Below are 23,634 nucleotides of genomic sequence, written 5' to 3' on the forward strand. Positions count from 1 at the left end.
GCCCCGGAAGCCGGAGCCCCGGGGCGACGCCGTGTCCCGGGTCAGTCCGCGATCGGCAGATAGACCCGGTTGCCGGCCGCCGCGAACTCCTTGGACTTCTCCGCCATGCCCGCCTCGATCTCCGACTGCGATCCGCCGTGCTCGCGCCGGATGTCCTGGGAGATCTTCATCGAGCAGAACTTCGGACCGCACATCGAGCAGAAGTGCGCCGTCTTCGCCGGCTCGGCCGGCAGCGTCTCGTCGTGGAACTCCCGTGCGGTGTCCGGGTCGAGAGCCAGATTGAACTGGTCCTCCCAGCGGAACTCGAACCGGGCGTCGGAGAGCGCGTCGTCCCAGTCCTGCGCCCCGGGGTGCCCCTTGGCGAGGTCCGCCGCATGCGCCGCGATCTTGTAGGTGATGACGCCGGTCTTCACATCGTCCCGGTTGGGCAGGCCGAGGTGCTCCTTCGGCGTGACGTAACAGAGCATCGCCGTCCCCCACCACGCGATCATCGCCGCGCCGATGCCCGAGGTGATGTGGTCGTACGCCGGGGCGACATCGGTGGTCAGCGGGCCGAGCGTGTAGAACGGTGCCTCCTCGCAGATCTCCTGCTGGAGGTCGATGTTCTCCTTGATCTTGTGCATCGGGACATGGCCCGGGCCCTCGATCATGGTCTGGACGCCGAACCGCTTGGCGACCGTGTTCAGCTCGCCGAGCGTGCGCAGTTCGGCGAACTGCGCCTCGTCGTTGGCGTCGGCGATCGAGCCGGGACGCAGCCCGTCGCCCAGCGAGTACGTCACGTCGTAGCTCGCGAGGATCTCGCAGAGCTCCTCGAAGTGCTCGTACAGGAACGACTCCTTGTGGTGCGCGAGGCACCACGCCGCCATGATCGAGCCGCCGCGGGAGACGATGCCGGTCTTGCGGCGGGCGGTCAGCGGTACGTACGGCAGGCGCACGCCGGCGTGGACCGTCATGTAGTCGACGCCCTGCTCGGCCTGCTCGATGACGGTGTCCTTGTAGATCTCCCAGGTCAGCTCCTCCGCCCGGCCGTCGACCTTTTCGAGGGCCTGGTAGAGCGGAACGGTGCCGATGGGCACGGGGGAGTTGCGCAGAACCCACTCACGGGTGGTGTGAATGTTGCGGCCGGTGGACAGATCCATGACGGTGTCGGCGCCCCAGCGCGTCGCCCACGTCATCTTCTCCACCTCCTCCTCGATGGAGGACGTCACCGCGGAGTTGCCGATGTTGGCATTGACCTTCACCAGGAACCGCTTGCCGATGATCATCGGCTCGATCTCGGGGTGGTTGACATTGGCCGGCAGCACGGCCCGGCCGGCCGCGATCTCCTCGCGCACCACCTCGGGCTCGGCGTTCTCCCGGATCGCCACGTACTCCATCTCCGGGGTGACCTCGCCCCGGCGGGCGTACGCGAGCTGGGTCACCGGCTGCCCGTCCCGGCTGCGGCGCGGCAGTCGCGGGCGGCCGGGGAAGACCGCGTCGAGGTTGCGCAGCCCTTCCCCGAGCTCTCGGCTTCGCTCAAGCAGGGGAGACCCCATTCGCGGCGAGGTGTGCTTGAGCCCGTCGTCCTCGGGGCGGGCGGGGCGGCCCGGGTACTCCTCGGTGTCGCCGCGGGCCACGATCCAGTTCTCCCGCAGCGGTGCGAGCCCGCGGCGGACATCGGTCTCGACGGTGGGATCGGTGTACGGCCCCGACGTGTCGTACAGCGTCACGTCCTTGCCGTTGGTGAGGTGCACCTGACGGACCGGCACCCGGAGGTCCGGGCGCGAGCCCTGGACGTACCCCTTGTGCCAGCCGATGGACTTCCCGGCCTCGTCGCTCTGGTTCGAGGCAGGCGTGCGTGCGTCCGCTGTGGTCATGAGACCTACTCCCTACGCCGGCATTACCCGGTAACAGGTTCGGCGGTCGGCGCAGCCCGTCCCGTACGGATGTACGGATTTCAGCGCCCTCTCAGCCCGGTGCTCCGAGCTCCCGCGTGTGCAAAGGTCCCTCCACGCTAGCGCCCCGTCCGGCGTACTGAACAGAGGGCCCGTCTCTTCTTGCGATGATCGGCCGGTGACGTCCCCCCAGATCGACCTCGAACCGCAGGGCCATCAGCACGGCCACTCGCACAGCCATGGCCCCGCCGCGCCCGTCTCCAGACATCTGCGCAAGGTCATCGCGGCCGTACTGATCCCGTTCGCCACCGCCGTTCTCGTCGGTCTGGTGGCTCTCTGGCCGGGCGGTGCGCCGCCGCACGAGCGGACCGGCGTCGGATTCGACCGGCAGACCCAGCAGGGAAAGGTGGTGAGTATCGACAAGGTGGACTGCAAGGACGTGAACGCGGTTCAGATGCCCGTCGACGGGGCCACCACATCACCGTCGGGAAGCGAACGGGGACTGTGCAAGAGGGCCACGATCGAGGTGGCGACCGGTCACGACAAGGGCCGGACCTTCGTCGAGATCGTCCAGCCCGACGCACCGCGTCAGTTGCGCGACGGTCAGAGCGTGGTCGTGTCGTACGCCCCCGACGCGCCCCGTGATCTGCAGTACTCGGTGACGGATGTGAACCGGAAATTCCCGATGACTCTGCTGGCCGGGATCTTCGCCCTGGCCGTGGTCGCGGTGGGCCGCATGCGCGGGGTGATGGCACTGGTCGCGCTCGCCGTGTCGTTCGCCGTGCTGACCCTGTTCATCCTCCCGGCCATTCTCCAGGGCTCGAATCCGCTGCTCGTCGCGGTGGTCGGGGCCAGCGCGATCATGCTGATCGCGCTCTACATGTGCCACGGCCTGACCGCCCGCACCTCGGTCGCGGTGATCGGCACGCTGATCTCGCTGCTGCTGATCGGGCTGCTCGGATCGCTCTTCATCGGCTGGGCGAGCCTGACCGGCAACACCGACGACAACACCGGCCTCATCCACGGTCTGTACCCGCACATCGACATGAGCGGTCTGCTGCTGGCCGGTGTCATCATCGGTTCGCTCGGAGTCCTCGACGATGTGACCGTGACCCAGACATCGGCGGTCTGGGAACTGCACCAGGCGAACCCGGCGATGGGTGCGCGGGGTCTCTACCGGGCAGGAATCAGGATCGGGCGCGACCACATCGCCTCGGTCGTCAATACGCTGGTGCTCGCCTATGCGGGCGCCGCACTGCCGTTGCTGCTGCTGTTCTCCATCGCGCAGAGCAGTGTGGGGACGGTGGCCAACAGCGAGCTGGTGGCTGAGGAGATCGTACGAACGCTGGTCGGCTCGATCGGACTGGTCGCCTCGGTGCCGGTGACGACGGTGCTCGCTGCGCTGGTCGTCTCCGCGGACCGCACAGGGCTCGGCGCGGAAGCCGGAGCTTCGGCACCCGTACGGGCCGGGAAAGGCCGTCGTCGTAGAGCTAAGCCTTGAACGTCCCCGTCAGGTGAATAATTCACCCATTCGGCAGGTACCGTGTTCGACCGGTGAGCCGGTCGGCGGCGCCGTTCTTCTCAGCCTGCGTTCTGTTCCTCGGCGAGGATCCGGCCCAGGGCCTCTTCCAGGTTGCCCTCGAAGTCACCCAGCGTGCACTCCTGTCCGAGCGGCACAAGCTTGTCGGTCCGGTCGAGAAATGCCACAAGCGGTGCCGTACCGGCCCTGAAGAGAGCCCGGTCCTCACCGACCTGGAGCCGGATATGTACGTCGGACAGCCCCTCGGGCTCAGTGGGACCGATGTGCACATCGCCGTCGCCACTGGGGCTGTTGAGGCCGTCGAGCAGCAGCTCACGGCCGAATGCCCAGGTGACGGGGGCGTCACCGGGCAGATGGAAGGTCATCCGGATCGCATACGGATCGCAGACCTCGTACCGGAGCTCCACCGGGATCCGGAAAGAGAGCTCCTCGGAAACGAGGAAGCTCATCATGACCTCAGCTTGAACCGACTCGCGCATCGTTCAACCCCGCAGTAGATGAATCTGGCCAGGAATGATCCCCCGTGGCCCTATTGACGCCATCGTGGTGCATGCGATAGCAGATCACAAGGAGTGATTTTTCAGATACTGATAGAGAACACGAACGAACGCAAGAGGTTGGCCACTTCGCCACGTAGTTGTTCGACTGCGGGAAGCAACCGGCTTTCCTGCTCCAGGGGTACCGAAATGGCCATCGCGGCGGCCGTGAATCCCGCTGTGATCGGGATGGCCGCGCAGACCGTGCCCAGGGCGTATTCCTGTCGTTCGATGACGGGTTCCATCCGTTCCAGCGACCGCAGTCGCTCAAGGAACGCCGCACGGTCCCTCACCGAGTAGCGGGTCAGCGGACGCACAGGGTGACGGTCCAGGTGGTCCTCGCGGGCCTTCTCGTCGAGCTGGCTCAGCAGACACTGGCCGATCGCGTGGGCATGCCCGGTCTCCCGGAAGGATGCCCACTCGTCGACGGCGGGGTTGGCGGGGGTGTCGGCGACCGCGACGAGTTCGATCTCGCCCTCGCGGTAGACGGCGCAGTACACCGGTGCACCGATGATGTCGCGCCAGCGGCTCAGCGACTCGGCCATTCCGCCGCGCCGATTCTGCAGCGCCCCTTCGCCGACCAGGCGTTCAGCCGCGACCCCGATGCGGAAGACGCCGTTCTCCCGGCGCAGATAGCCCTCATGCGTCAGGGTGCGCAGCAGATGGTAGGCCGTGGGAAGAGGAAGGCCCGCTTCCCTGGCGAGTTGTTTGGCGGGCGCCCCGTCGCGATGGGTCACCACGGCTTCCAGCAGCCTCAGCGCTCGCTGCACCGAACCGATCAGCGTCGGGGCAGCAGTGCTCGATGCCGTGGTCAACAGTCACCCCCAGGCATGGTGACGGGTGGTCAGCCCGCCTGTGGGGGCCGCCCCCACGGACTGCCGCACGGCTGGGCTCCGGATGCCGAACGCCGTACAAACCACTGGTCAGTGTGGTGACGGACCGTTAATTCCCAGGTGGTGGCAGCAAACTGCCACTTTAATGGCCGGGTCCGCGAGGGACATCGTTTCGTCTCTCGCTTAGCTCAGCTGGGCTAACGCCCCGGCCGGCTTCCGATCGTCCTACCAGTCGCCGCGCGAGGAGGACGACGACATGAACTTGCGTACGACGAAGATGAGCCCGCCGACCAGGATCACGAAGATCAGGACCTTGAAGAGCAGTCCGATCACGAACCCGATCACGCTGGCGATCAGACCGCCGAACACGACGATCGCGATGACCGGCACCGCGATCCACTTCACCCACCAGGGCATCCCAGCGAATATCTCCCGCACGGCCATCGTCCTTACCTCGTCTCCATGAGCTCCTGCTTCGATGCTAGAGGCGCGGCAGGGGTCGGCGGGGGTTGCGCAGCCCTTGAAGTCCCCTGACCGACCCCTGAGGGATCCCTGAGACCGGACCCTCGCCCTCCGGCGGATCGGCTCAGCTCTCCGGCGGGGAGAAGACCACCATCACCCGCAGGTCCTCGGTGATGTGGTGGAACTTGTGGGCGACACCGGCCGGTACGTACACCACGCTTCCTCTGCCCACCTGCGTGGTTTCCATGCCGACCGTGATGGAGGCACGGCCGCTGACGACGAGGTAGACCTCGTCCTGGTTGTGGGGCTGCTGCGGGTCGAGTGCACCGGCGTCCAGTGCGTACAGGCCGACGGACATGTTCCGTTCCTTCACGAACTGCAGATACGCGCCGTCGTTGGCGGCCCGCTCCGCCTCCAGCTCGTCCAGTCTGAATGCCTTCATGGCCTGTCCGCCCCTTGCCTCTGCACTGCCGGTGTCCGCCACCGATCAGGTCTGCCACGATCAGACACATGAAGAATTTCGTAGTCAAGACGATCGCCAACGCAGGTGCGCTGGCCGTAGCCATCTGGCTGATCCAGGACATCACGCTGACCGGCGGCAGCACCGGGCGCAAGGCACTCACTCTGATCGTGGTGGCCCTGCTCTTCGGCCTGGTGAACTTCGTGGTCAAGCCGATCGTGAAGCTGCTGACCCTGCCGCTCTTCATCCTCACGCTCGGGCTGATCACGCTGGTGGTCAACGCACTCATGCTGCTGCTGACCTCCTGGCTGGCCGGTCTGTTCAATCTGAGCTTCCATGTCGAGGGCTTCTGGACCGCCGTCCTCGGCGGCCTGATCATCTCGATCGTGTCGTGGGCACTGAACGTGATCCTGCCCGACGAGGACTGACCCGACGCCTCCTGAGAAAGTGCAGGTCAGGTCCGGTGGCGCACCGGGGAGAGAAGTGAGGGAGCGGTATGAGCACCATGGGTGAAGGAACCCGGGCGGTACGGGCCGGGCTGCCCGAACCGGAGCAGTTCGAGCCCACCCTGCCCGGGCCGGTCTTCGCCGCGCACTTCCATCTCTCCGGTGAACCGACCGGTCCGTACACCTACGGCCGGGACACCAATCCGACCTGGACCCATCTGGAACGTGCCATCGGTGAGCTGGAGGCGCCGGGGGAGCCCGTCGAGACCACGGTCTTCGCCTCCGGGATGGCGGCGATCTCGGCCGTGCTGCTGTCCCAGGCACGCACCGGCGATGTGGTCGTGCTGCCCGACGACGGCTATCAGGCCCTGCCGCTGGTGCGCGAGCAGCTGGAGGCGTACGGCGTCGAGGTGCGGACCGCGCCGACCGGTGGCGATGCCCAGCTGGCCGTCCTCGAAGGCGCCAAGCTGCTGTGGATCGAGACCCCGTCCAATCCGGGGCTCGATGTCTGCGACATACGCCGGCTCGTCGAGGCGGCGCACTCGGCCGGCACTCTGGTGGCCGTCGACAACACCCTCGCCACACCGCTCGGCCAGCGCCCGCTGGAGCTGGGGGCCGACTTCTCGGTGGCCAGTGACACCAAGGGCATGACCGGACACGGAGACATCCTGCTCGGCCATGTGACCTGCCGTGATCCGGAGCTGACAGCGGGGGTACGGCGCTGGCGCAAGGTGGTCGGCGCCATTCCGGGCCCCATGGAGGCCTGGCTCGCGCACCGGTCGCTGGCCACGCTGGAGCTGCGGATCGACCGGCAGTGCGCCACCGCCCTGACGCTAGCCGAGGCACTCGGCAAGCGGCCGGAGGTGACCGGGCTGCGGTATCCCGGGCTGCCCTCCGACCCTTCGTACCCCAACGCCGTACGGCAGATGCGGCGCTTCGGCTCCGTGGTGTCGTTCGTACTGCCCGACCGCGTGCGGGCCGAGCGTTTTCTGACCGAGCTGCGGCTGGTCGACGACGCGACGAGCTTCGGCGGTGTGCGCTCCACCGCCGAGCGCCGGGCGCGCTGGGGCGGCGACGCCGTGCCCGAGGGCTTCATCCGCCTCTCGGTCGGCGCGGAGAGCCCGGCGGATCTGGTGGCGGATGTGGAACGGGCGCTTGACGCGGCACTGGGCGAGCGCTGACCGACCGGTGGTACGGGTGGTCCGAACCTCCCCCCTCGTGGCTCGGACCACCCCCGGTTCCTCCTGCGAAGAACCGCCCGAACAAGGCTAGTTGACTCTCCGTCAGTGTCCAATCACCGTAGCGACAGCGACCTATCGACATATTTATAGTTGTACGGGTCCGAAGCGTCGCGAGGGTGGAAGGGGCAGGACATGGACCTGACCCTGCTGCGCACATTCGTCACCGTGCACCGGGCCGGTTCCTTCACCAGGGCCGCCGCCCTGCTCGGCCTCTCCCAGCCCGCGGTCACCTCGCAGATCCGGACCCTGGAGCGACAACTGGGCCGCCCGCTCTTCCTGCGCAGGGCCCGCGGCGTGACCCCGACGACCATCGGCGACGAACTCGCGCACCGGGCTGCGCCCCATCTGGACGCGCTGATCGAGATCGCCGAGACGGAGCTCGACGAGGAGTCGGGCGTACGGTCGCTGCACCTGGCCGGACCGCCGGAGTTCACCTCGCTGCGCGCCCTGCCCGCGCTCGCCCCTCTCGTCGCCCAGGGCCTGGCCCTGCGCAGTTCCTTCTTCACCGGCGCCGAGGAGGCGCTGGAGGGGCTGGCCGCCGGGCACCATGATCTGGCCATCGCGACGACCCGCCCGCGCGGCGGGCTGCTCACCGCGACCCCGCTCTGCGACGAGGAACACGTACTGGTCGCCGCGCCCCGCTGGGCCGGGCGGCTCGGCCCCGGCACCTTGCGGCACAAGGGGCCCGTGGTGCTGGAACAGCTGCCGGTCGTGGAGGTCCACGAGAGCCTGCCGCTCGTCTCCCGCTACTGGTCCACCGTCTTCGAGAGTCGGCCCGCCCTCGCGGGAACCGTCATCGTGCCGGATCTCCGGGCGGTCCTGGAGTGCACCGCGGCGGGCGCCGGACTCGCCGTGCTGCCGCGCTATCTGTGCGAGAGGGCGCTGGAGCAGGGCGAGGTCGTGGCCCTCCTGGACCCTCCCGTGCCGCCCCTGCGCACCTATTTCCTGACCGTGCGGACCGGCACACTCGCGCTGTCCCACATCGCGCGGGCGCACGAGTGGCTGCTGAGTGCTGCCGCCGACTGGTGAGCGCAGGACCGCCCGGCACCGCTCCGGTGTTTCAGAACCGGTTCTGCGGGCCACTCTCTTGCCATGACCGAACGTCCTGTGGTCAAGCGCACCGCACGCGCCATCCTGCTCGACGGCAACGACCTCATCCTCATCAAGCGCACCAAGCCCGGGGTGGATCCCTACTGGCTCACCCCCGGTGGCGGGGTCGAGCCGGAGGACGCAACCGTCATCGACGCCCTGCACCGCGAGCTGGACGAGGAGCTCGGCGCCAAGATCACCGATGTGGTCCCTTGTTTCGTCGACACCGTGGAGCACATCGAGGGCAGCGGGGTGAAGGGCGTGAAAGTCCAGCACTTCTTCGTCTGCCGACTGGAGTCGATGGACCCGTCCCGGCGGCACGGCCCCGAAATCGACGATCCCTGCGGGGAGTACGACATCGTACGGGTGCCGTTCAGCCGGATGGGGATCGCCGCCGTCCACCTCGTGCCGCTGTCGCTGCGCCACTACCTGGACGGCAATATCGAGGGCGTACGTGCGATGCACGCGCCCGATCTGGGCTGACCGCCGCCGCTCCGGGGGCGAAGGCAGCCGCCGTGGTGGGGCGGGGCCGGTCGTGGTGGTCAGGCGGGGCCGGGCGGCACGGTCAGGCGGGGCCGGGCGCGGCCGGTTCCTCGAAAAAGTCGTGGCGGATGCGCTCGGTCGGCATGCCGATGCCCCGGAGCGTGTCCACACCGCTGCGGATCATGCCGGGCGGGCCCGAGAGATAGGCGTCGTACTCGTGCCACGGGCCGCACTCCCGCACCGCCTCGGGCAGCAGTCCTCGCATCAGGCCCCCTCCCGTTCCCTGGCCGGTGGAGACCACCGGCCGCACCGCGAGCCAGGGATAGGTCCTCTGGAGCCGCATCATCGTGTCGATGTCGTACAGGTCGTGATCGCTGCGTGCCCCGTAGAAGACCTCCACGGGACGCCGGTCGCCATGCTCCGCGACGTCCTCGACGAGTGCCTTGATGGGGGCGATGCCCGTGCCTCCGCCCAGGCAGAGCAGACCGTTGTGGGTGGAGTGGTCGACCGTCATCGAGCCCGTGGGCGGGCCGAGGCGCAGGACGTCCCCGGGCCGGGCCCGGTGCACCAGGGCATTGGAGACCCAGCCGGCCGGGACCGCCTTGATGTGAAAGGTCAGCAGTCCGTCCGGGCGGGGTGCCGAGGCGAAGGAATAGTGCCGCCAGATCCGGGGCCACCACGGGGTCTCCACGGCCGTGTACTGGCCTGCGAGGAAGGGGTAGGGCTGGTCGGGGCGGAGCGTGAGCACCGCTATGTCACGGGTTCTGAGGTCATGGGACACCAACTCCGCGAGCCACAGGGCAGGGGCCCACTGCTCATCCTCGGCGGCCGCATCGATCATGATCTGCGACATCGCGGTGTAGGCGCGCACCCATGCCGCTTCGGTCTCCCCGTCCCACGTGGTGGTCGCATAGCGGCTCAGGGCACCCATGAGCGCCTCCCCCACTGCGGGATAGTGCACGGGCTGTGTGCCGTACTTGCGGTGTCCCCGCCCCAGTTCGCCGAGGTACTCGGCCAGCGCACGCGGATCGTCCAGCCGGTCGGCCGCGGTGAGGATCGCGCGGAGGAGACGGTCGCGCTGGGCATCCATCGCGACCGGGAACAGGTCCCGCAGCTCGGGGTGGCGTACGAAGAGCAGCGCGTAGAAGTACGAGGTCGCCTGATCCGCAACGGGCGAGATCTCGGTCAGGGTGCGGTGGATCAGGGTCGCGTCGGCGGATCTGTCCGTTCCGTCTTCGGTCCACCCGGTGGCCGGAGCATCCATACTGTGCCTCGCCTCGTACGTCTCGTGGTCGCCTTGCGCACCAGCACGGCCCGCAGCCCCCTCGCCCGCGGACGCAGCCGGGCCCGCTGACGATCGCCGTTCGGTCACTGTCCGCGGTCCTCAGGCCCAGCATGCCCTGCGACGGACCCGGGCGGGCCGTGAACCCATGACAGCCGCCCATGAACGCATCAGCACCCGACGAGGCAGCACTCACCTGACAGCGAGGCCCGCAGAGGAGCGCCTGCTGTACGCCGAGGCCAGTACGCGCGATTACTCCCGCTGTCGGACGCCCGGAAGCCCCGTTCCCGGCACCGTGTTTCACGTGAAACCACTCAAACGCTCCGCCCGCCGCAGCCTCCTGGTGGCGCACGTCGCGGTATCCGTGAGCTGGCTGGGACTGACCGTCGGACCGCTGACGCTCGGAATGGCGGCCTTCTCCACCGCGGACCCCGCAACCGCGCAGGCCGCCACCCGCGCCATGAAGATCTTCGGGGACTGGCTGGTCGTACCGGTCGCCCTGTCCTCGTTGTTCAGCGGCCTCCTTCTGGCCCTCGGCACCCCATGGGGGCTGGCCAGACACCGATGGGTCTGGACGAAGTTCTGGCTCACCCTGATCACGGTGGCACTGTCCGTCTTCTCGCTGCGGCCCGGCATCGACGAGGCCGCGGCACGTGGCGCCGTCGATATCGATCTGGTGGTCGCCCCGTCGGTGGCAACGGCGACGTATCTCTTCATCACCGCGATATCAGTGCTGAAGCCCTGGGGACCGACCCGTCGCGGCCACCGGCTGCGCCGCTCGGCCGGAGCCGGGAGAGGGCCGGCCGTAGCCCGTAAAGGAGCGGACGGAGCCGATACAGACGCGGCCGGAGCCGGAAAAGGAGTGGACGGAGCCCGTAAAGGAGTGGACGAGCGAACACCACGTCGGACAGCCTGACCTCCATGCCCAGCTCACTGCCCCGCCCGATCGCCGAATTGCCTGTCCGGCGCCTCACCCCGGGTGACCTGGTCGCCTGCGCCGATCTCTGTGAAGACCGTGGCTGGCCACGCGATGAGCACAGATGGGGTCTGCTTCTCGCCGCCGGAACCGGCTACGGCGTGGACGACCCCGAGGGCAAGGGCCTGATGGCCAGTTGCGTGGTGACCTCCTACGGCCCCCGGCTGGCCGCCATCGGCATGCTGCTCGTCGCAGAGCGATATGCGCGGCGGGGAATCGCACGGCAGCTGATGCACCATGTGATCGCCGATTCCGGAGGCGCACCGCTCAGCCTCTACGCGACAGCCGCGGGGCAACCGCTCTACGAGCAGCTCGGCTTCTCGGTTGTGGGCCGCGCCCAGCGGGTCACCGGCTTCTTCCGGCCGACCGGCGACAGGTCTTCCGCCGTGACCGTCCGCCCGGCCACGGCGGAGGACCTGCAAGCCATGGTCCGGCTGGACTCGGACGTCTTCGGTACCGACCGGACCCATGTCCTCGCCCGGCTGCCCGCGTACGCCGACCACATCCGGGTCGCACAGGACGGGGGACGTCTCATCGGTTACGCGGCGGCCTGGCCGAGCGACCGGACGCATGTGGTCGGCCCGCTGATAGCGCGCGACACCGCCACGGCTCAGGCACTCGTCACCTCTCTCGCCGAGGCGACGGATCTGCCCCTGCGCGCGGACATCGACGCGCGCCATACCGAGCTGCTCGACTGGTTCGAGGAGTGCGGTCTGCGGCCCGGCACCGCAACCACGGTGATGACCCATGGAGCCCCGGACCTGCCGGGCGACTGGACCCGGCGCTACGCCCCGCTGACCGTGGCGACGGGCTGACCGTGGCAGCAGGCTGACCGCCGGCGCCCGCACAGTCCGGAGCCGTCACCGGCCGCGGGCCCGGCAAGTGCTTCAGGCGAGCGCCTTCACGGCGGCCGTCGCATAGCCGTGGTCCTGGTCGGGAGCGCCTCCGCCGACACCGATGGCGCCGATGAGCCGACCGCCGCGGTGCACCGGAACACCACCGGCGATGAAGAGCAACGGCCGGTCGAGGGCGGTGGGCAACGTGTGGAAGATCCCCCCGGGCTGGACCGCGTCGACGAGGTCGGCCGTGGGGGCGTCGAGCTGGAGGGCCGTGTATGCCTTACGGGTGCTGGTCTCGCCGGCGATGAGGACGGCCCGGTCGTCCCGCCGGAAGGCCAGCAGGTGGCCACCCGCGTCGAGGACGGTGACGGCAACCGCGACGCCGGCGGCTTCGGCGGCGGTACGGGCCGCGTCGATGAGTGCTTCGGCGTCCGAGGTCGTCAGCGGGGCGACGGCGGCAGTGGTGGTGCTCATGGGGGACTCCTTGGTGCGATGTGGTGCGGTGAGGTGCTGTGTCAGCTCTGTGGGAGGTGATGAGTGCGTGGGGGCGGCGTGAGCGGGGTCAGCGCCGGGGCGCGGGGGCCAGGGCCGGCTCAGGGCTGTGCCGGGCGACAAACCGGCTGGGCGTGACCGTGCGACGCTCCAGTACGCCGGAGACGACCGCGAGGGCCAGGGCGGAGGCCGCCAGAGCGGCGCCGACCCAGTTGGGGGCGGTGTAGCCGAGGCCGGCCGCGATGACGAGGCCGCCGAGCCACGCCGAGAGCGCGTTGCCGAGGTTGAAGGCACCGATGTTGACCGCGGAGGCGAGGGTCGGAGCACCGGCCGCCTGGTCGAGCACCCGCTTCTGCAGCGGCGGCACGGTCGCGAAGCCCAGGCCACCGATCAGCACGATGGTGACCGCTGCGGCAATCTTGTTGTGAGCGGTCAGGGTGAACAGGGCAAGAACCACGGCAAGGGCGCCCAGCGACACGTACAGCAGGGGCATCAGACGGCGGTCGGCGAACTTGCCGCCGATCAGATTGCCGCCCACCATGCCCAGTCCGAGCAGGACCAGCAGCCAGGTGACGGACGACGTGGAGTATCCGGCGATCTCGGTCATCATCGGGGTGATGTAGGTGATCGCGGCGAAGACTCCGCCGAAGCCCAGCACGGTCATCGCCATGGCGAGCAGGACCTGCACATTGCGGAACGCGGCCAGTTCGTCGCGGAGCCGTACCCCCTCGTGCTGCGGCTGCTCGGGGACGAGCCCGGCAACACCGAGAAGACCGATGACGCCGATCGCGGCGACGACGAGGAACGTGGTGCGCCAGCCGACGCTCTGTCCGATATAGGTGCCCAGCGGTACACCGACGACATTGGCCACTGTGAGGCCGGTGAACATCATGGCGATCGCACCGGCCTTCTTCTGGGGAGCGACCAGGTCGGCCGCGACGACCGTTCCGATGCCGAAGAACGCGCCGTGGGCGAGTGAGGCGATCACCCGGCCGACGACCATCACGCCGAAGACCGGGGCGACCGCGGAGACGACATTGCCCACGACGAACAGCCCCATGAGCAGCACCAGCATGCGCTTGCGGGTGACCCGGGTGCCGAGGGCCGTCATCAGCGGGGCGCCGAGGACGACGCCGAGGGCGTATCCCGTGACGAGGAATCCCGCGGTCGGGATCGAGACCTGGAAGTCCGCGGCAACCTCGGGGAGCAGCCCCATGATCACGAACTCGGTGGTCCCGATACCGAAAGCCCCGATGGCGAGGGCTAGGAGCGCGAGCGGCATGGGTTTCACCTTCCCTGAAGATTGCGTCTGCGCCTTACGAGCGTTCACAATAATTGCAGACGCTGATTAATTGCAAGCGCGGGCTATTGCAGTGGTCGCCTATCCTGATGGCAAGCGGCTCCGACACGGAGGAGAGACCCCATGACAGCGACAGACCCCGCACTGACCGCCCTCTCCCAGGGCTGGTGCGCTCTCTCCTTGCTCCACGGAAAGATCGAGGCCCGTATAGAGCGGGCGCTGCAGTCCGGGCACGGGCTCAGCGTGCGGGAGTACTCCCTGCTCGGCGTTCTGAGCAGGCAGCACAGCGGCCCCGGTGGGCATCTCCAGATGAAGCAGGTCGCGGACGCCGTCGTACTCAGCCAGAGCGCCACCACTCGCCTGGTCACCCGTCTTGAGGACCGCGGACTGCTGACGCGGTATCTCTGCGACACCGATCGCCGCGGCATCTACACCGATGTCACCGAGGCCGGCCTCGCGCTGCTCGCCGCGGCCCGGCCGACCAACGACAGCGCGCTGCGTGCGGCGTTGGACGAAGCCGCGAAGAACCCCGAACTGGCCCCGCTGGTCAGAGCGGTCGAGGAGCTGAAGGCTCCCGTTCAGATCTCGTGAGTCACCAGACGTGGTCGCGAAACGTGGTCGCCGGACGTGGTCGCGACGAGCCCGCGGGGCCCGATGAATCCCCGCGCCATCCGAATGATCTGCGTACCCTGCCGATCATGAGCGATCTGGAAATACGGCCGGCTGCCCTCACAGACATCCCTGCGATCGTGGCCATGCTCGCCGACGATCCGCTGGGTGCACAGCGTGAGTCGCCGGATGATCCGGCCCCGTACCACGCCGCATTCCGGCGGCTGGCGGACGACCCGAACCAGCACCTGGTGGTCGCCGTGCGCGAGGGCCGCGTCGTCGGGACCCTGCAGCTGACCGTGATTCCCGGGCTTTCCCGGCGCGGCTCGACCCGCTCGGTCATCGAGGGCGTACGCATCCATGCCGACGAGCGCGGCAGCGGCCTCGGCACCCTGCTGATCGAATGGGCCGTGGACGAATCCCGGCACCAGGACTGCCGGTTGGTCCAGCTGACGTCCGATGCGACCCGGACCGATGCTCATCGTTTCTACGAGCGGCTCGGTTTCACCGCCAGCCATGTGGGCTTCAAGCTCGCGCTCTGATTCCGGATTCCGGGAGGCCGTTCGTGTACCGCATCAGTGACGCACAGCGCAGAATCAGGCTCGGCCGGCGCCATCTCCTGGCCCCGTCCGTACGGTCCGCTTCCCCGGTGTCCGTGGCCGACGCGGTCGTCGCGCTGCACGCCACCGACGCCGCCACCGTCTTCCTCTCCACGTGTGCCCGCATGTCCGAGGCGGGCGTCGGCCCGGTGGAGCAGGCTCTCTACGAGGACGTCTCGCTGGTCCGGCAGCTCTCCATGCGGAACACCCTCTTCGTCGTGTCGCGGGAGCTCGCCCCCTGTGTCGATGCGTCGAATGCCCGGGCCGTGGCCGCCAAGGAACGCCGGACCTTCCTCAAGCACCTGGCGGACGACGGCAACGGCCTGGACGAGCGCTGGCTCGCCGACACCGAACAGCAGACCCTTGCCGCTCTCGCGGACCTCGGCACTGCCACCGGCGCCGAACTCTCCGGCACCGTGGCTGCTCTGCGTACGAAGATCACCCTCTTCCCCGGCAAGAAGGCCGAGAGCGTGCAGGCCGTCGCCTCCCGTGTCATCCGGATCCTGGCGGCCGAAGGCCGAATCCGCCGGGACCGGCCACGCGGATCCTGGACCTCCAGCCAGTTCCGCTGGACAGCATCCGAGCCCTGGCCGTCCGAGGAACCCGCGCAGGCACAGGCCGAGCTGGCCCGGCGATGGCTCCGCTCCTACGGCCCGGCCACCGAGGCCGACCTCAAGTGGTGAACGGGCTGGGGGCTGGGCCCGGTCCGCAAGGCACTGGCAGCCGTCGGGGCCGAGGCGGTCCGCCTGGACGACGGAGCCGTGGGATGGGTACTGCCGAAGGACCTGGATCCGGAACCGGCCCCGGAACCCTGGGCCGCACTGCTTCCGGCTCTCGACCCCAGTGCCATGGGATGGGCCGATCGCGGATTCCACCTCCTGGCCGGCCATCGGGAGGCTCTCTTCGACCGGTCCGGCAATATCGGCCCGACAGTCTGGTGGAACGGCGGGATCGTGGGCGGCTGGGCCCAGCGAGCCGATGGTGAGCCGGTCTGGCGGCTGCTGTCCGACGTCGGCCGGGATGCTTCCGGAGCGATCGAGGCGGAAGCATCCCGGCTTTCGAAATGGGTGGGTCAGGCCCGGGTCACTCCACGCTTCCGCACCCCGCTGGAACGGGAGTTGACGGCCTGAGCCGGTCCGCCCCGCCGTTTCACGTGAAACGTGACGCTCAGGCTCACAGGCCCCGCCATCCGCCCTCGTCCACACCGCCGGGGACGGCCGCTGTCGGATCGTACGGCTCCCGCGTGAAGACGAACGACCCCAGATCGAGATGGTTCACGCTGCCGTCGTCGTTCCGGACCACACGCAGTGTCTCCCCCGCGTAGTAGCCATCGAGACCGACCCAGGTGCCATCGGGCTGTGCGGTGAACCGGGCACCGCGCCCGTCACCCTGCAGGGGTGCGAGCTCCAGCCCGCAGTCCGAACTCATCCGCAGGACGTTCGAGCGCGTTCCCCAGTACCAGAGACCGGTCAGCGCGAGCAGCTCGGCATCCACCTCCGGCAACGGGCACCAGGGCTCCGGAATGCGGGGCTCGGACTCGGCCACGATGTCCACGAGGTCGGCGGCGACACCACCGATCATCAGCCCCGATGTCGTATTGGTGAGCGCCACGGCCACCACATCGTCCTCGATGCTGATCCACAGGGCGGCCAGGAATCCTGGCAGCGAGCCCGTATGACCGATGAGCGTGCGGCTGCCGCTCCGCACCACTTGAAGGCCCAAACCGTAGTTGAACTGCCAGTCGCCGGACTCGGTCGGTGCGGACGGTTCACGCATCTGTTCCACGGAGGCGGCACAGAGCACCCGGTCGTCCCCCTCGGCCAGGAGGGCCGCGAAGCGCAGGAGGTCGTCGGTAGTTGACCAGAGCTGGCCGGCCGGGGCCATCAGCCCGAGATCCTCGGCCGGTTCGGGCAGCATGACATCGGCCCAGGGATGCACGGCCCAGCCGCCCGCGTGCGGCGACTGCGGGTGGGGGCTGGTGCGGTGCATGCCGAGCGGTTCCAGGATCTCGCGTCGCAGCACCTCTGCCCAGCTCGCCCCGCGCACCTTCTCGACCAGTGCGCCCAGCAGCGTGTAGCCAGGATTGGAGTAGTGGTGACGTTGACCCGGGCTGTACATCCGCGTCTGCTCGCCGAGCACATCGGCCAACTCGGGCCGCAGCGTGCCCGGGGTCCTCTCCCACCAGGGTGCGGGCGACTCGGCACCGAGTCCCGCGCTGTGCCCCAGCAGTTGATGGATCGTCACGCCACCGACTCCGGTGCCGGGCAGATGCTTCTCCAGCGGATCGTCCAGGTCCAGAAGGCCCTCGTCACGCAGGCGCAGGACGAGCACCGCGGTGAAGGTCTTGGTGAGGGAGCCGATCCTGAACTGTGTGTTGGCGTCGGGGGCATGGCCGTCCACGCAACTGCGGGCGCCGCTCCAGACGGTCTGCCCCTGCCTCTGTACCGCGGCGACGATCGAGGGCGCGCGGCCTTCCGACTGTGCGGTGGCGATGCGGTGCAGCAGGGCACGCTGGGTACCCGGGAGCAACTGTTCGGATGAGAAAGTCATGCTCAAACAACTACCCGCAGAACCAAGCAGTGGCGAACCCATTTCACAGCCCCTGGACCGTGCCTGGAGCTGGTCGGGCGGTGACGGTCAGCCGCCGATGTGATGGGGTCCCGCATCGGTCGCCCGAGACACGGAGTTGGATCGGGTCGTGGGTGTAGTGCTCGGCGGCCGACGACTTCTCAGTCCTGGTCCGCGCCGTCTTCCGGAAGCAGGGGGAACAGTCGGGTGATGAGAGCCACCGGCCGAGCGCCGTCGGGCCGGGCCAGGGGGCGTTGTTCGCGGTCCTGGTAGGGCACGAGCGCCCGTCGGACCACGTCTGCGACCCGGCTCATCTCTTCGGGTGTCAAGTAGGCGACGGCGCTGAAGGCTTCGTCGTAGCGCCATTCGGACGGCGCTTCGTCCCGCTGCGTCAACCATCGCCGCCAGCTCTCGTCCTCCAGCCCTCGGGCCAAGTCGCCGAACGGCTCCCCGGTGGACCCGCTGGCAGCGGCGGCGTGCTGCCTCAGACGCCAGGGGCGTGCGCGTCCCCCGCTGTGGGGGGCCTCTTCGATGTAACCATGACGTGCGAGCTGCCGCAGGTGAAATGAGCAGAGCCCAGAGCTGTATCCCAGGCGGGAGGCGGCTTCGGTCGCCGTGACGGTGCCGACTTCGGCAAGCAGCTCCAACAGGGCTGTGCGCACCCCGTGCTCGCGCAATTCATCGCCGGTGCCGGGTGAGTGGTCGGCCTGGGTGTTGAGGTCATCTTCAGTCACTTTGCAAACTCTGCTACTTTGCAAAGGACTTGGCAAGCAACAGTCCTTGCCAGAGGCATCGGTTGCGGCGACCTCCGTGGCATCCGTGGCGTGCACACGTATCTCGACCGGCTCTCCAAGCGGGATCGCAAAGACGCACTGCGGCAGATGGCAGAACGCCGTGAAGAGATCTTCGCCCAACGCGTCGCCAAGGCCGCCGGCCTGGGGCAGTGAGAGCCCGAAGCGGAATTTGAGACTTCATGGGGGTTGTAGGTTCTCAGGTCCTCTGCCATGTGACGGTGCTGTGACCTGCGGTTCTTCTGGTTGTCTCAGGTCGTGTCGCCGAGGTGCTGTCTCAGGGACGTGTCATTTCCTGACCGGAACCAAAGCCTTCCACAGTGCCCAGCCACGGGCCCGCGCTGTTCTGCCGACGGTGAAGACCGGCCCGACCGGACTGGACGATCACTACAGTCCAGTCTCATGACGACGGTTACATCGCGCACGGTCGAGTAACCGGCCGACGGCCTGACGATGATCGGGCACTCGCGCTCCCCGCCGGTGTCGACCGCAGGCCCGCGGTCCTGATCGGGCCCGAGGGGCCGGGCCTGAACGACTTCCAGCGCCGCCGGGCCGACGCCCTCGCCGAACTGGGTTACGTGGCGCTGGCCTTCGACCTCCACGGCGGGCTCTGGTTCACCGACCCACAGGAGATGCTGGCGCGCGTGACCCCGCTGCTCGCCGACCCCGACCGGATGCGGGGTATCGGTCATGCGGCACTCGACGTGCTGCGTGGCGAACCACGTACCGACCCCGACAGGATCGCCGCTATCGGCTACGGCACCGGGGGCGCAATCGCGCTGGAACTCGGGCGCGACGGCGTCGGCCTGCGGGCGATCGGGACGGTCAACGCACTGACCACGGGCCGACCGGGCGAGGCGGCGCGCATCCGTTGCCCCGTGTGGGCCGGGGTCGGATCGGAGGACCCGATCATGCCCGCTGAGCAACGGGACGCCTTCGCCGCCGAGATGCAGGCCGCGGGCGTCGACTGGCGCCTCGTGGTCTACGGCGGAGCCCTGCACGCCTTCCACCACCCGCCGGTCGACCAGACCGTGCTCCCCGGCGTCGGCTACCACCCGCAGCACGCGCAGCGGGCCTGGCGCGACGTCGTCGGCCTGCTCGCCGAGTGCCTGCCCGTAACGGAGTGAGCCAGAACGTCAGGACCGCCGTCGTCATGACACGACGGCGGAGAAAATGACACGAAGCCCGAGAACCTGCAGGGGTTGTAGGGTCTCGCGGCTCGCGTCATGGCGCGGCGTGCTGACCAGCAGGTTCCGGGTGGGTCTCAGCGTTCGCGCCGACACCCTGTCTCAAATCCGTGGCACTTCCTCGGGGCAGCGTTGGAAGATGGCGGCGTGCGACTCCCCTACGTCTGTCGCGTCAGTAAGTACGACCCCGCCGACCGTGACGTACACGGGCACTACACCGGCGTCGAGGACACCATCAGCGATCACGGCGAGGCCGAGGCGGCCTGTCTTCAGGCGGTTCAGGCGTTCGCCGCGGATACCGGTATCGACCGTCTGTCTGTCCGCGAGCCGCAGGTTGCGTCGCTCGTCCATTTCGGCGTCGAGCCGCCACTGGACGACTTCGGCCTCGGCACGCTCCTTCCAGGCGGTCTTGCCGGCTTCCACGACGGAGCAGAAGTGCCGCTGGACGTCGCGCTGGAACTGGTGCGGCTCATGCTGCGGGACAGTGGTGCCTGGTGCCGGCTGGAAGTAGAGGGGGCACTCGCTGTGCACGTCGGATGGGACCAGTACCTCTACGTCGGCAGCAGCCGACCCTGCCACGCAGCACTCGCCCGCACCCGCGAGCTCGGGCTTTTTCCAGAATGCCTGGACGTCTCCCCCTACGACTTCGAGCCCGAGGACGACGGCGTCCTACGGCCAGGCGACGACGACTTCTGGGCCGACCTGCACAGGGCAGTTGCCTGCGGCCGCGCCGGACTCCTGGAAGAGATATACGTCCAAAACGCCTCGCGATGGCATCGCCTCACCCGCGACACCATCGACACGGTCCGCGCCGAGCTCGCTCCCCGCGCCCGCCTGGCCGTGTGGCCGGACCTGTCCTCCGACATCAACGCCATCCTCAACACCCTCCCCGCCGAGGGCCTCGTCGAGGGCGTCTGGCAGGACAAGGAAGGCCAGATCCACAGCGTCGTCGCTGACGAAGACGACTTCCCGGAGCTGTCTGCCCGCATATCCGATGCCGACGCTGCAGCGATACTGCCCGTATACGCCGATGAGCGTATCCCTCTGCTTTCCGCCGTCATGCCCGACAGAGACGGAGTCGTGCGCGCCCGCTGGCAGGCCGAGCAATCCCTCAGCGACTTGGCCAAATGAGCGCTCACGGCCACCGCGAGCGGCCAGGCGCTCAGCGTTCTACGGTGAGGGGTGCAGGGAAGCGCTCAGATCAGGCGACACCCGAACGAGCGACGCCGCTGACGTGCGCGTCTCAGCGACGTGGCCAGCCGGCCAAACAGTGGCCATCTGGTCTGAGATTCGGCCACGAAATCTGAGACCCTGCAGGGGTTGTAGGGTCTCGCCACCGATAGCATGTCGATCTTCTGTGACCTGCTGGTTCTCTGTTGTCTCACCGCGATGTCACCCAAGATCAGTCTCAGATCGATGCCATTTCCTCGGCGGAACGATGAGTCTGCGGCTGAGCCACCGAGCACGAGGACTACATGCGAGCTCAGATCGCGCACCGATGAGTTTCCCGCGCCGCGCCGGTCTGTACGCGTGAGACCGACTCACGGAAGGCTGGCGCCATGCGGAAATTGATCTACGGCATGAACCTGTCCCTGGACGGCTACATCGCCGCGCCCGGCGACGACATCGGCTGGAGCGTGCCGAGCGACGAGCTGTTCCAGTTTTGGTCCGACCAGTTGCAGGCGACCGACCTGACGCTGTACGGGCGCAAGCTGTGGCAGACGATGAGCTCCTACTGGCCGACCGGCGACCAGCAGCCCAACGCCACCCCGGCGCAGATCGAGTTCGCGCGCCGCTGGCGGGACATGTCGAAGGTGGTGTTCTCCTCGACGATCGACAAGGTCGACTGGAACACCAGCCTGGTCACCGGCGACGCGGTCGCCGAGATCACCCGGCTCAAGGCCGAGGACGGCGGCCCGATGGACATCGGCGGCGCGACGCTCGCCGGGGCGGCCATGCGGGCCGGGCTGATTGACGAGTATGTGCTGGCCACCGCGCCGGTCCTGGTGGGCGGCGGCACGCCGTTCTTCACCGCGCTGGACAGCTGGGTGAACCTGAGCCTGGTGGAGACGCGGACGTTTCCCGGCGGCGTGACCCTGACCAGGTACGAGACGAGGCGCTGAGCGCCCGTCACGCGACTCGACCGCCTCTAGGACGGAGGGGGATGTTGTGGGTGTGAGCCCATCGGGTCATGTTCGTGGTGCTCATGCCCTTCTCGCGGGCGAGGTCAGCCAGTGTCCGGCGGTGGTCGATGTACTGCTCCATCAGCCAGTCCTTCTCGACTACTCCGCGGCGTTTGTCGTCCCGGGGGCCGCTGCGCAGAGACATGCCGTACTCCTGCGCGAGCGCTGTCAGCACCTTCCGGGAGAAGCCGGTGAGTTCAGCGATCTTGTCAAGAGAGTGGTGCTCGTCGAAGTAGAGGCGGGAGAAGGTGTCGGGCGGCACTTCCTTGCGTGCCCGCATGCGGATGCGGGGCATGGGTCTCACTGTGCTCTTCGGCGGAGGTTCGGGTGCTGGGCGTTCGTCCAGAATGTGCCGGACCGCCTCGATGCTCGTGCCGAGGACATCGGCTGCGTACTGCAGCGGGTTCTTGTGCTGGCGAACGAGTCGGTGCAGACGGGAGAGGTCGATGTGTGCCGGGCCGGGACCGGGAAGTTTGAGTCCGCTCAGCAAAGTGGCGGGAGGCTGCCAGGTCACGGGCTCGTCATGGATACCGTGCTCGGCGAGAAAGATTCTGGCTTCGTAAGCCAGCGCTTCGGCCAGCTTGGGAGTTTGCAGGGCAACGAAGCGGGCGGCTCGGGCTCGGAACTCTGCTTCGTTGAGTCTTTGATGGTCGGAGGCAGCTTCGATGGGAAGCCCACTGATGCGCTGGAACAGGCGGCTGCGGGCGATGCGTTCACGGCAGCCGCTTCCAGGGCTTGTGTCTGTGCGGCGGTAGATCTCCTGCCAGCGTTCGGTCGGTAGCAGATTCGTGTAGTCCAGACCGCGGCGTCACTGGTAGTCGACGGGAACGTGAACAGCATCGAGGTGGTCGGCCAGCCGGGCCAGTGCTCTAACGGTGTCCGGCCAATGCGGGAGATGTCCAAGTTCCGTCGCCTTCGCTGCCTTCCTCGCCTCCATCGGCGCGGACGTGGCGTAGGCGGCCTTCGGCTCGTCGTCGGCCGCCAACTCCCTGCTGCCGGAGCGAAAGTCGGAGAAAAGCAGTTTCTTGAGAGACAGCCGCAGCAGCCCATGACCATCCTTCAAGACCACACCTGCGTCCAGAGCAAATGGTGGATCGCGGCGCGGACTTGAGGTTCTGGGTGATCCGGCAGGCACCCCATGGCCTGTCCCAGAAGAAGCCCATCGAGATCCGCGTCCCGCAGCGCTTCCAGGATCTCGGTGTTGAACAGCCACTCCCTGCGGTAACCCGCGAGGAACCGGATGTTTTCCAGTTCTGCGGCCGGAGGATCACTCCAGACCTCGTACTCCCATCCCCGCGACTCCACCGCCCTCCGGGTCCAGTCGAAGGTGAACGCCACCTCCGGCTTGGACAACCGCTGGAATGGCTTGACGTCAACAACCACCGGCACCTGCCCTGTGAACAGGAGGTAGTCGGGGACGTGCCGACGTACCTTCCCCTCCATCACCGTCTGCAGCAGAAAGGGCTGGGCCACGATGGCTCGTACGGACGGATCAAAATCGGCGAAGAGCAGGCGCGACAGCTCAAGTCGTGACTCGTAGATCACGTGGTCTCGCATCGTCGCCGACCAATAGGTACCCGAGTAGTGCTTCTGGTCCCTGTACCAGCGGAAAGTCCGCCACGGACAAGCCGTCTGCAGCGACACCGGTGCCGCAGACGCCCAGGAACACTCTTCAACCCCGCCACCGTGCCCACGAAAGCTGACCGTCGCTTCCATCCCCACTCCCGAGTTGGAGTTGCCCCCGGCAGCACGATGCTCCCGCCCAACACGCCGACGGGAGCACACCAGCAGCGCTTTCACTCGAATGAGGTACGGCAGCGACCTGCGAATCTCAGCTCAGTGTC

25 protein-coding genes, 3 pseudogenes and 1 riboswitch are annotated in these 23,634 nt (G+C 68.1%); of the genes and pseudogenes, 15 read left to right on the forward strand and 13 right to left on the reverse strand.

The genetic code is table 11. The annotated features are described in order from the left end of the window. Positions 1 to 41 precede the first annotated feature (41 nt). Entirely contained in the window at positions 42 to 1,856 is a 1,815-nt protein-coding gene (thiC, locus tag ABZY11_RS03695) for a phosphomethylpyrimidine synthase ThiC (protein WP_356477553.1), read from the reverse strand. Then, a riboswitch (TPP riboswitch) is annotated at positions 1,849 to 1,982 on the reverse strand. Its footprint overlaps the gene before it by 8 nt. Positions 1,983 to 2,052: 70 nt before the next feature. Here thiC and ABZY11_RS03700 point away from each other — a divergent pair. Beyond that, a complete protein-coding gene (locus ABZY11_RS03700; protein WP_356477554.1) occupies positions 2,053 to 3,375 on the forward strand; it encodes a YibE/F family protein in 1,323 nt (440 codons plus the stop codon). An 80-nt stretch (positions 3,376 to 3,455) separates the two neighbouring features. Here the strand turns inward: ABZY11_RS03700 and ABZY11_RS03705 are convergent, their stop codons facing one another. From ABZY11_RS03705 to ABZY11_RS03720, 4 genes are all read right to left on the reverse strand, one after another. Continuing rightward, positions 3,456 to 3,893 (reverse strand): SsgA family sporulation/cell division regulator, encoded by a 438-nt coding sequence (locus ABZY11_RS03705; protein ID WP_266747352.1) that lies wholly within the window; start codon positions 3,891 to 3,893, stop codon positions 3,456 to 3,458. A gap of 101 nt (positions 3,894 to 3,994) precedes the next feature. Beyond that, the gene (locus tag ABZY11_RS03710) at positions 3,995 to 4,765 is read right to left on the reverse strand and encodes a helix-turn-helix domain-containing protein (RefSeq protein ID WP_356477555.1); all 771 of its coding nucleotides are present in this window, start codon (positions 4,763 to 4,765) and stop codon (positions 3,995 to 3,997) included. A 243-nt stretch (positions 4,766 to 5,008) separates the two neighbouring features. Then, entirely contained in the window at positions 5,009 to 5,221 is a 213-nt protein-coding gene (locus ABZY11_RS03715) for a DUF5326 family protein (protein WP_266731284.1), read from the reverse strand. Positions 5,222 to 5,369: 148 nt separating this feature from the next. Next, the gene (locus tag ABZY11_RS03720; RefSeq protein ID WP_356477556.1) at positions 5,370 to 5,687 is read right to left on the reverse strand and encodes a cupin domain-containing protein; all 318 of its coding nucleotides are present in this window, start codon (positions 5,685 to 5,687) and stop codon (positions 5,370 to 5,372) included. Positions 5,688 to 5,755: 68 nt separating this feature from the next. Here ABZY11_RS03720 and ABZY11_RS03725 point away from each other — a divergent pair, with 68 nt between their 5' ends. The 4 genes from ABZY11_RS03725 (at position 5,756) to ABZY11_RS03740 (ending at position 8,964) form a co-directional block, all read left to right on the forward strand. Beyond that, a complete protein-coding gene (locus ABZY11_RS03725) occupies positions 5,756 to 6,133 on the forward strand; it encodes a phage holin family protein (RefSeq protein WP_356477557.1) in 378 nt (125 codons plus the stop codon). 68 nt (positions 6,134 to 6,201) lie between these two features. Then, positions 6,202 to 7,332 carry a cystathionine gamma-lyase gene (locus ABZY11_RS03730; RefSeq protein ID WP_356477558.1) on the forward strand — a complete coding sequence of 377 codons (1,131 nt, stop codon included), beginning with the start codon at positions 6,202 to 6,204 and terminating at the stop codon, positions 7,330 to 7,332. 192 nt (positions 7,333 to 7,524) lie between these two features. Further along, on the forward strand, positions 7,525 to 8,421 hold the full coding sequence (locus tag ABZY11_RS03735; protein ID WP_356477559.1) for a LysR family transcriptional regulator: 897 nt from the start codon (positions 7,525 to 7,527) through the stop codon (positions 8,419 to 8,421). A 63-nt stretch (positions 8,422 to 8,484) separates the two neighbouring features. After that, a complete protein-coding gene (locus ABZY11_RS03740) occupies positions 8,485 to 8,964 on the forward strand; it encodes an NUDIX hydrolase (RefSeq protein WP_356477560.1) in 480 nt (159 codons plus the stop codon). Between the two features lie 82 nt (positions 8,965 to 9,046). Here ABZY11_RS03740 and ABZY11_RS03745 read toward each other — a convergent pair whose 3' ends face one another. Then, positions 9,047 to 10,336 (reverse strand): globin domain-containing protein, encoded by a 1,290-nt coding sequence (locus tag ABZY11_RS03745; RefSeq protein ID WP_356477561.1) that lies wholly within the window; start codon positions 10,334 to 10,336, stop codon positions 9,047 to 9,049. Positions 10,337 to 10,550: 214 nt separating this feature from the next. On the opposite strand from ABZY11_RS03745, the gene ABZY11_RS03750 reads away from it, so the two are divergent. Then, positions 10,551 to 11,162 carry a DUF2269 domain-containing protein gene (locus ABZY11_RS03750; RefSeq protein WP_356477562.1) on the forward strand — a complete coding sequence of 204 codons (612 nt, stop codon included), beginning with the start codon at positions 10,551 to 10,553 and terminating at the stop codon, positions 11,160 to 11,162. A gap of 5 nt (positions 11,163 to 11,167) precedes the next feature. Next, on the forward strand, positions 11,168 to 12,037 hold the full coding sequence (locus ABZY11_RS03755; RefSeq protein WP_356477563.1) for a GNAT family N-acetyltransferase: 870 nt from the start codon (positions 11,168 to 11,170) through the stop codon (positions 12,035 to 12,037). 72 nt (positions 12,038 to 12,109) lie between these two features. Here the strand turns inward: ABZY11_RS03755 and ABZY11_RS03760 are convergent, their stop codons facing one another. Together ABZY11_RS03760 and ABZY11_RS03765 are read right to left on the reverse strand one after the other, a co-directional pair. Beyond that, positions 12,110 to 12,535 (reverse strand): heme-binding protein, encoded by a 426-nt coding sequence (locus ABZY11_RS03760; protein ID WP_356477564.1) that lies wholly within the window; start codon positions 12,533 to 12,535, stop codon positions 12,110 to 12,112. An 88-nt stretch (positions 12,536 to 12,623) separates the two neighbouring features. Further along, positions 12,624 to 13,835: an MFS transporter gene (locus ABZY11_RS03765; RefSeq protein WP_356477565.1), complete on the reverse strand. Its 1,212-nt coding sequence runs from the start codon at positions 13,833 to 13,835 to the stop codon at positions 12,624 to 12,626. Between the two features lie 141 nt (positions 13,836 to 13,976). On the opposite strand from ABZY11_RS03765, the gene ABZY11_RS03770 reads away from it, so the two are divergent. The 3 genes and pseudogenes from ABZY11_RS03770 to ABZY11_RS03780 all read left to right on the forward strand — a co-directional run bounded on the left by ABZY11_RS03770 (position 13,977) and on the right by ABZY11_RS03780 (position 16,191). Then, entirely contained in the window at positions 13,977 to 14,444 is a 468-nt protein-coding gene (locus ABZY11_RS03770) for a MarR family transcriptional regulator (RefSeq protein ID WP_356477566.1), read from the forward strand. 107 nt (positions 14,445 to 14,551) lie between these two features. Continuing rightward, positions 14,552 to 15,004, forward strand: coding sequence for a GNAT family N-acetyltransferase (locus tag ABZY11_RS03775; RefSeq protein ID WP_356477599.1), 453 nt, complete (start codon positions 14,552 to 14,554; stop codon positions 15,002 to 15,004). A gap of 23 nt (positions 15,005 to 15,027) precedes the next feature. Then, positions 15,028 to 16,191, forward strand: a pseudogene (locus ABZY11_RS03780) (winged helix DNA-binding domain-containing protein). 43 nt (positions 16,192 to 16,234) lie between these two features. On the opposite strand, the gene ABZY11_RS03785 reads toward ABZY11_RS03780, so the two are convergent. After that, positions 16,235 to 17,611 carry a serine hydrolase domain-containing protein gene (locus tag ABZY11_RS03785; RefSeq protein WP_356477567.1) on the reverse strand — a complete coding sequence of 459 codons (1,377 nt, stop codon included), beginning with the start codon at positions 17,609 to 17,611 and terminating at the stop codon, positions 16,235 to 16,237. Between the two features lie 179 nt (positions 17,612 to 17,790). After that, a complete protein-coding gene (locus ABZY11_RS03790) occupies positions 17,791 to 18,363 on the reverse strand; it encodes a winged helix-turn-helix transcriptional regulator (protein WP_356477568.1) in 573 nt (190 codons plus the stop codon). A 93-nt stretch (positions 18,364 to 18,456) separates the two neighbouring features. Between ABZY11_RS03790 and ABZY11_RS03795 the strand changes: the two are divergent. From ABZY11_RS03795 to ABZY11_RS03810, 4 genes and pseudogenes are all read left to right on the forward strand, one after another. Beyond that, positions 18,457 to 18,576: pseudogene (locus ABZY11_RS03795) on the forward strand (peptide deformylase); the annotation flags it as partial. A 297-nt stretch (positions 18,577 to 18,873) separates the two neighbouring features. After that, positions 18,874 to 19,547, forward strand: a pseudogene (locus ABZY11_RS03800) (dienelactone hydrolase family protein). A gap of 207 nt (positions 19,548 to 19,754) precedes the next feature. Further along, a complete protein-coding gene (locus ABZY11_RS03805; protein WP_356477569.1) occupies positions 19,755 to 20,738 on the forward strand; it encodes an RNA-binding protein in 984 nt (327 codons plus the stop codon). A gap of 428 nt (positions 20,739 to 21,166) precedes the next feature. Continuing rightward, on the forward strand, positions 21,167 to 21,730 hold the full coding sequence (locus ABZY11_RS03810; RefSeq protein ID WP_356477570.1) for a dihydrofolate reductase family protein: 564 nt from the start codon (positions 21,167 to 21,169) through the stop codon (positions 21,728 to 21,730). Positions 21,731 to 21,737: 7 nt separating this feature from the next. Here the strand turns inward: ABZY11_RS03810 and ABZY11_RS03815 are convergent, their stop codons facing one another. Then, positions 21,738 to 22,085: a hypothetical protein gene (locus ABZY11_RS03815; protein WP_356477571.1), complete on the reverse strand. Its 348-nt coding sequence runs from the start codon at positions 22,083 to 22,085 to the stop codon at positions 21,738 to 21,740. A gap of 54 nt (positions 22,086 to 22,139) precedes the next feature. On the opposite strand from ABZY11_RS03815, the gene ABZY11_RS03820 reads away from it, so the two are divergent. Further along, positions 22,140 to 22,571 (forward strand): hypothetical protein, encoded by a 432-nt coding sequence (locus tag ABZY11_RS03820; RefSeq protein ID WP_356477572.1) that lies wholly within the window; start codon positions 22,140 to 22,142, stop codon positions 22,569 to 22,571. A 27-nt stretch (positions 22,572 to 22,598) separates the two neighbouring features. Here ABZY11_RS03820 and ABZY11_RS03825 read toward each other — a convergent pair whose 3' ends face one another. Further along, complete coding sequence (locus ABZY11_RS03825; RefSeq protein WP_356477573.1) at positions 22,599 to 22,853, reverse strand: hypothetical protein; 255 nt, start codon at positions 22,851 to 22,853, stop codon at positions 22,599 to 22,601. Next, positions 22,850 to 23,506: a TnsA-like heteromeric transposase endonuclease subunit gene (locus tag ABZY11_RS03830; RefSeq protein ID WP_356477574.1), complete on the reverse strand. Its 657-nt coding sequence runs from the start codon at positions 23,504 to 23,506 to the stop codon at positions 22,850 to 22,852. Before ABZY11_RS03830 ends, ABZY11_RS03825 begins: the two co-directional genes overlap by 4 nt. Positions 23,507 to 23,634: the final 128 nt, after the last annotated feature.

This window comes from Streptomyces sp. NPDC006510 (genome assembly GCF_040611955.1).
Taxonomy (GTDB): domain Bacteria; phylum Actinomycetota; class Actinomycetes; order Streptomycetales; family Streptomycetaceae; genus Streptomyces.

What these genes read in the sequence shown, in the direction of transcription:
- ABZY11_RS03720 (WP_356477556.1), bottom strand. Translation starts at nt 5,687, where the DNA reads ATGAAGGCATTCAGACTGGACGAGCTGGAGGCGGAGCGGGCCGCCAAC.
- ABZY11_RS03775 (WP_356477599.1), top strand. Translation starts at nt 14,552, where the DNA reads ATGAGCGATCTGGAAATACGGCCGGCTGCCCTCACAGACATCCCTGCG.
- ABZY11_RS03730 (WP_356477558.1), top strand. Translation starts at nt 6,202, where the DNA reads ATGAGCACCATGGGTGAAGGAACCCGGGCGGTACGGGCCGGGCTGCCC.
- ABZY11_RS03725 (WP_356477557.1), top strand. Translation starts at nt 5,756, where the DNA reads ATGAAGAATTTCGTAGTCAAGACGATCGCCAACGCAGGTGCGCTGGCC.
- ABZY11_RS03785 (WP_356477567.1), bottom strand. Translation starts at nt 17,611, where the DNA reads ATGACTTTCTCATCCGAACAGTTGCTCCCGGGTACCCAGCGTGCCCTG.
- ABZY11_RS03705 (WP_266747352.1), bottom strand. Translation starts at nt 3,893, where the DNA reads ATGCGCGAGTCGGTTCAAGCTGAGGTCATGATGAGCTTCCTCGTTTCC.
- ABZY11_RS03810 (WP_356477570.1), top strand. Translation starts at nt 21,167, where the DNA reads ATGCGGAAATTGATCTACGGCATGAACCTGTCCCTGGACGGCTACATC.
- ABZY11_RS03735 (WP_356477559.1), top strand. Translation starts at nt 7,525, where the DNA reads ATGGACCTGACCCTGCTGCGCACATTCGTCACCGTGCACCGGGCCGGT.
- ABZY11_RS03770 (WP_356477566.1), top strand. Translation starts at nt 13,977, where the DNA reads ATGACAGCGACAGACCCCGCACTGACCGCCCTCTCCCAGGGCTGGTGC.
- ABZY11_RS03760 (WP_356477564.1), bottom strand. Translation starts at nt 12,535, where the DNA reads ATGAGCACCACCACTGCCGCCGTCGCCCCGCTGACGACCTCGGACGCC.
- ABZY11_RS03830 (WP_356477574.1), bottom strand. Translation starts at nt 23,506, where the DNA reads ATGGAAGCGACGGTCAGCTTTCGTGGGCACGGTGGCGGGGTTGAAGAG.
- thiC (WP_356477553.1), bottom strand. Translation starts at nt 1,856, where the DNA reads ATGACCACAGCGGACGCACGCACGCCTGCCTCGAACCAGAGCGACGAG.
- ABZY11_RS03740 (WP_356477560.1), top strand. Translation starts at nt 8,485, where the DNA reads ATGACCGAACGTCCTGTGGTCAAGCGCACCGCACGCGCCATCCTGCTC.
- ABZY11_RS03765 (WP_356477565.1), bottom strand. Translation starts at nt 13,835, where the DNA reads ATGCCGCTCGCGCTCCTAGCCCTCGCCATCGGGGCTTTCGGTATCGGG.
- ABZY11_RS03815 (WP_356477571.1), bottom strand. Translation starts at nt 22,085, where the DNA reads ATGCCCCGCATCCGCATGCGGGCACGCAAGGAAGTGCCGCCCGACACC.
- ABZY11_RS03755 (WP_356477563.1), top strand. Translation starts at nt 11,168, where the DNA reads ATGCCCAGCTCACTGCCCCGCCCGATCGCCGAATTGCCTGTCCGGCGC.